The sequence below is a fragment of the Paenibacillus sp. 01L418 genome (assembly GCF_056400045.1).
The window spans coordinates 1-9,311 of record NZ_JBFTSN010000256.1 but is presented as its reverse complement, the minus strand read 5'-3'; the positions used below and the strand labels follow the sequence as shown (position 1 = coordinate 9,311).

The following is a 9,311-nucleotide window of genomic DNA, read 5'->3' as shown; positions in this document are numbered from 1 at the left end:
GCCCCGCTCGCCGCATGAAAGCCGAATCACCAGGCAGCCGCTCGGGCGGTAACAGAAGATTTCGCGCGTGTATTCGCATCCATCGGCTTCATAGGATACGGTCGCCACCGCCCGCCGCAGATCCAATTCACGCCGATATCGCGTAACCTCGCGATGCCCGGGGAACGCCAGATTCAGCTCGCAAAAAGGCAGGTAGGCTTGCAGATGGATCGGCTCGCCCATCATGCGGTCCAGAAACAGYCGCTCCGCCTCCTCGATCCGATCATTGAAAATCAGGCTCCGGACTTCTTGCAAATATTGCCCCGCGTCCGGCCGGTTATAATCATGCGGCGCCCCCGACCACAACGTCTCCTCGTTGATCGGGATTCTTTCCGTTTCCGCTGCTCCGAACACCATTGCTCCCAGCCGTCCGTTGCCAATCGGAAGAGCCTCTTTCCATACCGTACCGGGCGAATCATACTCCAGCTTCATCATTTTCCCGCCTTTCCGTTCTCCCATTTGCCTTCACCTGCAATATAGCGTGCAAAGTCCGTCAGGAACGCGCAGCGCTCCTGACGGACCAAGTCTTATTTTTTAAACAAATCCTTCTTCTTCTGATAGGTTTGGTTAGCCCAATCCACCAAGCGATCCAGACCGATCTTCTCGGCGTTCTTCACCATGCTCTCGTAGTTTGCCACGGCTTCTTCCTCCGACTTCGCCAAGTAGATTTTAACCTTCTCGTTTTTGATCATCTCGTCGATCTTCGTTTTGATCGTCTTCTCATCCGAATCCGGCTGCAGCTGAATCAAGCCGAGCTCCGGCTTGTAAACCGTGAACGCCTTTCTTTCCATCAACGCTTTCGTCTTCTGCGCTCCCGGTACGTAGCTCAACATGCCTTCCGTAACGCCGTCGTTGTACAGGTACCACCATTTGATTCCGTTGCTGTTGACGAAATCGGCGTCGGACGGATCGTATTTCAAATTCGGATACCCTTCGTCGTTCCAGGTCCAATGCTCGCCCTCGACGCCGAACATCGTTAACTTTTTGCCTTCGTCGCTCGCCAGATATTGAAGGAACTTGATCGACGCCTCCGGATCCTTGTTTTTCTTCGTGATAAATGTACCTGCAAAGCCCAGTCCAGAGCTGACCGCTTTCGCATCTTTCGAAATGGAGCTAGGCAGCATTTGGAACGTATACGAACCGCCGGCGTTTTTGACCTTGATATTGTCCGAGTCTGCTATGCTGACCGTATGCATATGCGCGAATGCCTTCCCGCTGGTCGCATACTGATCGTCGATCTGATCGTTCGTATAGGCGAAGTTCTCCGCCAGAATGTCCCCTTCGCGGTACAGACGGTTCATAAACTTGAAGAAATCCAGCATTTCCGGCTTTCTGATCGCATAGTCCACTTTTCCGTCCCGCTCATACCAGCCGTCCAAAAGGCCCTCGACGCCGAACTGCGTCAGGAAGTATTGCTCGATCCAATCTTTGTCCATGATCAGAGGGATCATGTCCGGATATTTTTCTTTGACCATGCCCAAAACCTTCATAAAGTCGTCAATGGTGTCTATTGGCGGATTGCCAAGCTCTTGCAGAATATCCTCGCGCACCGCGATACCCGGGTTGCCGTCGCTGCCGACCGAGTATTTGTTCTGCACCATTTCCTCCTGCGTCGCGAAGGAGTTGCGCACCGTATAGAAATTGCCGTCATCCATCGTGTGGATCGCAATTCGTATCGGATCGATCTTAAAGTCAGGCGCGTATTTCTCGATCAACTCGTTCCAAGGATAAGAAAGCTTCGAATCGGACATCCGTTCGATGTTTGCGTTAGTAAAAACCAGATCCGGGAGATCGCCGGACGCGATCATGAGCGGAAGCTGCTTGTCGTCCGTGGCTACTGTCACTTTCAGCTTGATTCCCGTCTTTTCGGTAATTTTCTCGGCAACCGACCCCTTCCACTCCTTCACCGGATACCAGGAGGCATCGATAAACAAGGACAGCTCCTTTGCCTCGTTGCTTTTTGCGGGCTGTTCGCTCCCCTCCGAGTTATTGACTTGACCATCGTTGTTATTTCCGCATGCGGACATCAGAGATATCGTCATCATTAGGATGAGCGATAAGAGCAGTGCCTTCTTCCCTTTGTTTCTTTTCAAAATAACCCCTCCAACAAGTGATGTTTATATTAAAGCAAACGCTTTAATATCATGCCAACAAAATCAACCCTTCACGGAACCCAGCATAATGCCTTGAATGAAAAACCTCTGGAGGAACGGATAGACGCACACGATAGGCGCGATAGATATAACCATAGCCGCTACCTGAAGCGAATAGCTGGTGACGCCCGCTGAAGCACTGTTCGCAACGGCTATAGCGTCCATCGGCGCATTGCTCTTGTTGATAACCTCCATCATCCGGAAAGCGAGCGTCCGCAGACCTTCCGACTGCACGAAGTAAGCGGAATCCAGCCAAGAGTTCCATTGACCAACCCCCAAGAAAAGCGACATGGTTGCGATCAGCGGCATAGAGACGGGAAGGATGATCCGGTAGAAAATAACGAGCTCGGTAGCCCCGTCCATGTAAGCCGACTCCTTGAGTTCACTCGGAATTTCCTGGAAGAACGAAATGGCTATCAGCAGAAAAAACGTACTTAACATGGAAGGAATGACATAGACACCAAACGTGTTCAGCAGCCCCAGTGAGCGCAGAACGACGTAATACGGTATCAAACCGCCGGAAAAGTACATCGCGAATATAATGACCGTGAAATAACCTTTGCGAAACAGAAGATCGCGGTGAGACAGCCCATAAGCAACCAAACAGGTAAAAAGGACGCCTAGGGCGGTTCCAGCAAGCGTTCTCATAATCGTGACCAAAAAAGCACGGTACCAGTGGGGGTCATCCAAAAATCGCGCGTAATTTTCAAAGGAAAAGGTCCTTGGCCATAGATAGACGCCCCCAAGAAGCGAATCGGTTCCTTTATTGAAGGAAAGAATCAGGACGTAATAGAACGGATAAAGCATCGATAACGTCAGAATGGCTAGTAATGCATAAATCATAGCATCCATGATACGATCTTTTTGTTTTTGGCTGAGCTGCATGCACGCTCCCCTTTCCTAGAATAGACTTGATCCCGAAGTGCGTTTGGCAATGTAGTTGCTGGAGAAAATCAGGATGACGGAAATGACGGACTGGATCAAATCAATCGCTGCCGCATAGGAAAATCTCCCGTCTCTTAATCCGACCTTAAACGCATAAGTTTGCACGATCTCCGAGGTCGGATTGTTGATGCTGTTGCCGAACAGAAACGCCTGCTCGAAGTTGGAGCCCACCAGTCCTCCGCCCAGAATGCTTCCAATCGTCAGAATAAGTACAACGACGATCGTTCCTTTCATTCCAGGGAACGTAATATGGCGAATTCGAGCCAAGCGGCCCGCTCCGTCGATCTGCGCGGCTTCATATAATGACGGGTTAATGCCCGCTATGGCGGCCAGGAAGATAATCGTCCACCAGCCCATCTCCTTCCAGACGGCACTTCCAGTCGCCAGTCCCCAGAAATAGTTGGGGTTCGTCAATATGTCAAGCGGCTTGTCGATTATGCCTAGCCCTAGAAGCGCTTTATTGACCATTCCGATATCCGTCGACAGGAAGGCGAAAGCGATGCCTGCGACGACAACCCACGAGATGAAATGGGGCAAATAGCTGATCGTTTGGACAAAACGCTTAAACTTCAAATTTTTTACTTCGCTTAATAGAATGGCCAGCAATATGGGAGCCGGAAAAGCAAAAAGGATTTTTAGCAGACTCAATGCCAGCGTATTTCGAACGATTGTTCCAAACTGATAGTCATTAAAGAACTCCTTGAAATGCTTTAATCCCACCCAATCGCTTGTAAAAATGCCCTTAATTCCGGTAGAGATGGAATACTGCTTAAATGCCATTAGAATGCCGAACATCGGCGTATAGGCGAAGACAAGCAAAAATATCATGCCGAGCCCAACGAACAGGTGCAGCGTTTTTTGTTTTTTAAATCGCTTCCAAAACTGCGTTCGCTGTTCTGTTTTTCCCTTAATTCCGATTACGCGTGTATCCAACTCCATATCTGCTCCTCCTTTGTTTTCAGTGTACTCTTCGAATCAGAGCGTCGAAAGCCAACATTCTTAAGAAAGCGTTGTCATTTTTGAAGATCGGATGGCAAGGTGCCCGGACAATAGCATCCCGTTGCCGCCGTTCAAATCGGTTTGCGATCCGCATAGAACGCGGCGATATCGTCCCTCGTATGCTTCCGTTTCTGGACAGAAAAAAGATGACCCCCGACGAATTGACGAATTCCGAGGGTCATCTACCGGCCAATGCTAGTGCGGCCTAGTTCTGCTTTGATCAAGGATTAAACTGCAGCGACAAGCGGTTTTATTTCACTCTTCCCTGCTTGGGCATTGGCGTTGACACAAGCAATCGTTTCAATCCGGAAGCACGGTGTAGACGACGCCGGCATCCGCATGAAAGCGGAGAAGGCCGGCCGGCCTCTCGGATTCGACCGGTTTCCCTTCCACTGTAATCGAACAACTGATCGCGCTTCGAATAAAGTATGGTCCACTGGCAGTAGAGGCAACTACGGCCTTCGTCAGACTGCCATCCTTCCATTCCAAGTCGACCGTATAGCTGCCTCTAGCGCGCAGCCCTTGAACGGAGCCCGTTGACCATACTGCCGGAAGCGCCGGGAGCAGATGAAGCTCGCCCGCACGACTCTGAAGCAGCATCGTAAAATTATTCCTACCCACTATAATGACGATAAAAATCACCATTAGTTGCGGTAAACTGCCCGTTAGCATTCCTGTAGAGCGTTAATTATCAGCTTTGCAAAAAAAGAAGCGCCTTGGTAGGTGGACTTATAATTGAAAGCCCAATTTTTTGCTCAAAAATCACTAACTGATGCTTCTCATACGAAACACCACTTATTTTTAATTGTTCATTATAGAACTAATTTTTTCACATCTTTCTTCTAACACTTTATTAATTCTTTGACTAGCAACATCGTACCAATTTTTATCAATTTCAAAAGCCGTCCATGACCGGCTTGTCATAATGGCTGCTTCCTCCGCAACCCCACATTGGATTCAATGAGGCTTTATGAACTTTCGTTCTTAAATTCTCGTACACCTGATTTTTACTATGGTACTTGATGTCTTTATTTACAGATTGTTCGGTTGGAGTTCCGATAAGTACGCCAATCTGCACACCTTTGAAGCCATATTCCTCATCATCCTCGAATATGTCCCCGCAATACCGATTTAAGCGATAAAATAAATCTTCATGTTCTAGAGTTTGCTTGGATCGTACAGGTACTTTGATTTCTACATATGCAGTTTTTTGATTCCAAAGCTTTTCTGAAAATCTATCTGAATATTTAAATGATAGTTTCGATTGGGTTAAATGCTTAAGAATATCATGAGCGTCTTCAGATTCTAAATATTCTTTTAATGTGCTTAAAAAAGCTTCTTCTTTCGTAAACTCGATTGGTCTCATAATAATCCCCCATTTTGGAATGTCAACAAAATATGATGCCCAAAAGCCCCTAAAACTTCTGTTACGAATAATTTTAAACTCATTATATCAATATTGCATGGAAAAAAAGACCAAAATCAAAGACTATCGTAACAGAATGTTTAGCGTACAAAAAAAGCCATCCTTTTGAGGATGACTCTGAGCATTTTCAACTTTATTTTTGTTCAATAAGGAACCATTAGGCTTCTTTGACGTTAAGCGATGCCGCGCCTTACATCGCTTTCACATCTCTATTTTATTGGTGCAAGCTTAATAATAGAACTAGTTTCTCTTTACTACAGAAACGCCTGCCCCTCTATTAGCGATTTAATTATTCAGACTGTCCATCTGCCAATTTACTGAAATCCAAATGGCTAAAGTTTGCCATCATGTTTACAGTGATATTAACGGATATTCACGGCTGGTTAAACGTGGAGCAAAGGTGTTAAGGATTTCATCGAGCTCTGAGGTAATGATAAACTATTATTGATGAGTTTAGGAACAAAGAAGTTCCTTTAATGCCAATTACAGATGTTCCACAGGTTATACAATCTGCCGGCATGAAGAAATCAGACGTTAGATGGCTTAGCATCCCCTTTCCCTGCAGGGTTACCGCTTTAGAATTTAGCGACTCCGGTTTGAACTAACGGGTAACGATATCCGAGTTTGGTTTGGGAACATATCCAGGTTGAAGAAAATAGAAGACCTAAGCTCGTTGTAAAGTTCGAAATCTCCTACAATATAGTAGACTGGAAGTAGATGATTAATATACGGGATTAGTTTATTTCTTAAATATAGCTTCGAGTATCATTATTCCTGCCAAACTTATAGACGGCTATTAAAGATAAGGCCACAGAAAAAGCAATCAAAATGATCAAGTTCAAGGATAATTCCCCAAGGGATACCCCTTGCTGTAGATCGCTGAAGGTATCCAACAACCAATATTGGGGAAGAAAGTGCGCAAGCTGCTGCATGGTTTCCGGCATTAACACAAGCGGGAACATACATCCGGACAATAAGCTGCTAGGAATGAGGATCATATTCTGCATGCCGCTGGCTGTTGAAGAGCTACTGGAAAATGCCACAATTACAAGAGATAATCCTATTGCCACCAGTGCAAATAACACAAGTATCAGGAACATGCTCCAATAAGGAATACCCGGATCGACATGAAAAATAGTTATCATAATCAACAGTGTCACTGCAATCTGCAGCATCATCATAGTCAAATTAACGATGATATTAGATAAGACATAGGTTCTAGGGTTGATCGGTGAGGATAGAAGGCGATAATAGGTTCTATTCTCTCTTTCCTTGATAAGAATACCAGATAAATTCGAAGCGGACACTAGCATGAGGATGAGTAAGTATCCTATTGATTGATTGGTTTTGTTGAAATTGACAGATTGATCCTCCACTTTCTGGGCTGATAGTTCGAATCCCGTTTTTTGAAATTCGTCATATAGGGTAATAAACTTAGCCTCATCTCCTTTAGCTATCATGCCGATCGAAGCCATATTGTTAATATGTTGATCCAAGGATGCCTTTACCTGTCCGGTAACCTGCGCCCCCTTAATGGATACGATCTTAACATTTGCTGGCTTGCCAACAATCAAGCTTTGCGCGAAACCTGCGGGAAAGATAATTGCTGCATCCAGCTCTCCAGAAGCAATCTGCCCATTTATCTCATTCTCTTCAAGCGCAATTACAAGCATGGAATCTTGTCTGCCCACCGAATCAATAACACCTTTTGTAATCGTCTGACCCCCATCATGATTAACAATGCCCATTTTTAAATCAACTTCTCCCGTGCCTCCTTGGACTAGTGTCGCGAGCAGAATTCCCATAACAGGAAAGACAAAATATATAAATAGATTCAAAACGTTTTTAAAGGTGGAAATAAACGTCTTCCGGATCAGCCATAATGTGTCTCTCATTCTTACAGCCCCTCCTTTCTGCGTATCATCGTTAATGCGATACCAAGCAAGACGATCGCGAAGCCGATATTCAACAGCACGGCGTTAACCGTTGCTGTCATATTGTCTGCGTAGATCATTTCAAGAAGTGCAGCATTTGACCATTGCAGCGGAGAAAGAGAAGAGAGAGCTGCCATGAATCCAGTAGCCTTCTCGACCGGGAAGTATGAACCGCCGAAAAATGCGGCCAATTGGATAATAATCATCACAACAGTGCCTGATGCGTTACCCTTAATGATATAACTGAACCCGAGTCCTAAGCTCACAGCGAAAATGATTTCAGTAAAGAGCGTTATAAACACGAGACCCAAATTTTCTCCCCAGTAGGCATTAAACATGTATTTACTAATAAGCACTACAACAATTGTGAGTATCACATTTAACACAACAAGACCTGCTAATTTACCCACAAAAATTTCGATTTTCGTCACCGGTGAAGCAAGCAATCGGACAGCTGTGTTCCTTTTCCGTTCACTATCTATTAATTGTGCGGCCGTCAAGGCGCTATATAAAATAATCATTGTCGTAATCGCTACAGCGAAATAGTCCATGGCTCCCGGTTTCCTTGTCGCATTCAGCGACTCTTCCATCACATAGCTTTCACTGCCGCTTCCGCTCATGATCGCATCCGCTTGCTCCGAGTCGGTACCTGCTACTTCAGCCGCCAATCGGTAACGATCTGCAAATGCTGTAAGCACGCTCTTAGCAATACCGCTTTCAATTAAGCTCTGACTGCTGCTGTAATACTTCAGTCCATTGTCCGTAATCTCGACGTAACCCGCATAGCGGTTGTTCTTCACTTCTATTTTCCCATCCATCTTCTCGTCTGCCTTCTCGAGTTTAATACCGGCTTGACGCATCTGCCCCGTGAAGTCATCCCAATAGGTAGAGAAATCACTCGACGAGCTATTATTCTTATACAGCACTTTAATCTCATCAACCGTTAAACTACCGTTGAAAGCATTCGTAAGCGCCGTTCCCAAAATAAGCATGGTTAATAGCGGCGAAACCACCAAGAACAAAAGCATCTTGGGATCGCGGATAACCTTTAACTCTTTGAGCATTATTCTGAATACATTCATTTCCCCTTCGCCTCCTTACCCCTTCTTTCTTATCAGTCCCGCAGGCTTCTGCCTGTCAATGTCAGGAACACCGTCTCCAAACTTGGCTCATTCTCTTCCACTGAACGTATTTCAATATCGTCCGCCATCAACTGCTGAATGATTCGGTTCAAATTATTGACCTCGGAATCAGAGGTGATCTTAACGATTCGATCCTCCACTTCAACCCGGTTTACGCCAGCAATTCCCTCTAGCTTGTTCCTATCCAGATTTTCCGCCGAACGGACTTCGATACTTATATTTTTCTGATTCGTAATGATGGCCTTTAATTGACCTTTCGTTCCTTCCGCGATGATCTTGCCGTGGTCTATAATGGCGATTCTTGTACAGATCTCCTCGACCTCCTCCATGTAATGGCTGGTGTAGATGATCGTACAACCGAGTTCATTCAGTTTCTTCACGGAACCAAGAATATAGTTGCGAGATTGCGGATCAATCCCCACCGTTGGCTCATCCATTATGAGCAGCTTTGGCCGATGTGCGATTGCACAGGCTATGTTCAATCTTCGCTTCATGCCGCCTGAGAAGTTTTTGGGATAGCTTTTGTGCTTGTCGCCAAGACCCACGAATGCTAGTGCTTCAATCACCCGCTCCTTTAACTTTGCCCCTCTAAGTCCGTATAATCCGGCAAAAAAATGAACATTTTCGTAAGCGGTCATATCCTCATAAATAGCCATTTCCTGCGGTACAATCC

At 45.9% G+C, this 9,311-nt stretch carries 9 protein-coding genes; all 9 read right to left on the bottom strand.

The features are described 5' to 3' along the window. The coding region (locus AC1DSE_RS23730) for a glycoside hydrolase family 95 protein (RefSeq protein WP_477528284.1) at positions 1-474 on the bottom strand (474 nt) is incomplete at its 3' end. 92 nt (positions 475-566) lie between these two features. Then, positions 567-2,132: an extracellular solute-binding protein gene (locus AC1DSE_RS23725; RefSeq protein WP_477512853.1), complete on the bottom strand. Its 1,566-nt coding sequence runs from the start codon at positions 2,130-2,132 to the stop codon at positions 567-569. A 63-nt stretch (positions 2,133-2,195) separates the two neighbouring features. Continuing rightward, positions 2,196-3,077, bottom strand: coding sequence for a carbohydrate ABC transporter permease (locus AC1DSE_RS23720; RefSeq protein WP_057304608.1), 882 nt, complete (start codon positions 3,075-3,077; stop codon positions 2,196-2,198). A gap of 15 nt (positions 3,078-3,092) precedes the next feature. Further along, positions 3,093-4,076, bottom strand: coding sequence for an ABC transporter permease (locus AC1DSE_RS23715; protein ID WP_477512854.1), 984 nt, complete (start codon positions 4,074-4,076; stop codon positions 3,093-3,095). Positions 4,077-4,436: 360 nt separating this feature from the next. Next, on the bottom strand, positions 4,437-4,736 hold the full coding sequence (locus AC1DSE_RS23710) for a glycoside hydrolase family 95-like protein (RefSeq protein WP_477512855.1): 300 nt from the start codon (positions 4,734-4,736) through the stop codon (positions 4,437-4,439). A 295-nt stretch (positions 4,737-5,031) separates the two neighbouring features. Further along, on the bottom strand, positions 5,032-5,502 hold the full coding sequence (locus AC1DSE_RS23705) for a hypothetical protein (protein WP_477512856.1): 471 nt from the start codon (positions 5,500-5,502) through the stop codon (positions 5,032-5,034). An 806-nt stretch (positions 5,503-6,308) separates the two neighbouring features. Then, positions 6,309-7,457: an ABC transporter permease gene (locus tag AC1DSE_RS23700; RefSeq protein WP_441887008.1), complete on the bottom strand. Its 1,149-nt coding sequence runs from the start codon at positions 7,455-7,457 to the stop codon at positions 6,309-6,311. 2 nt (positions 7,458-7,459) lie between these two features. Then, the gene (locus AC1DSE_RS23695) at positions 7,460-8,578 is read right to left on the bottom strand and encodes an ABC transporter permease (RefSeq protein ID WP_477512857.1); all 1,119 of its coding nucleotides are present in this window, start codon (positions 8,576-8,578) and stop codon (positions 7,460-7,462) included. Positions 8,579-8,610: 32 nt separating this feature from the next. Continuing rightward, on the bottom strand, positions 8,611-9,311 hold a 701-nt coding region (locus tag AC1DSE_RS23690), incomplete at its 5' end, for an ATP-binding cassette domain-containing protein (RefSeq protein ID WP_477528283.1).

Bases quoted from the DNA above. Each gene is read 5' to 3' on its own strand.
- AC1DSE_RS23720 (WP_057304608.1), bottom strand. From the start codon at position 3,077: ATGCAGCTCAGCCAAAAACAAAAAGATCGTATCATGGATGCTATGATT.
- AC1DSE_RS23715 (WP_477512854.1), bottom strand. From the start codon at position 4,076: ATGGAGTTGGATACACGCGTAATCGGAATTAAGGGAAAAACAGAACAG.
- AC1DSE_RS23710 (WP_477512855.1), bottom strand. From the start codon at position 4,736: ATGCTGCTTCAGAGTCGTGCGGGCGAGCTTCATCTGCTCCCGGCGCTT.
- AC1DSE_RS23705 (WP_477512856.1), bottom strand. From the start codon at position 5,502: ATGAGACCAATCGAGTTTACGAAAGAAGAAGCTTTTTTAAGCACATTA.
- AC1DSE_RS23700 (WP_441887008.1), bottom strand. From the start codon at position 7,457: ATGAGAGACACATTATGGCTGATCCGGAAGACGTTTATTTCCACCTTT.
- AC1DSE_RS23695 (WP_477512857.1), bottom strand. From the start codon at position 8,578: ATGAATGTATTCAGAATAATGCTCAAAGAGTTAAAGGTTATCCGCGAT.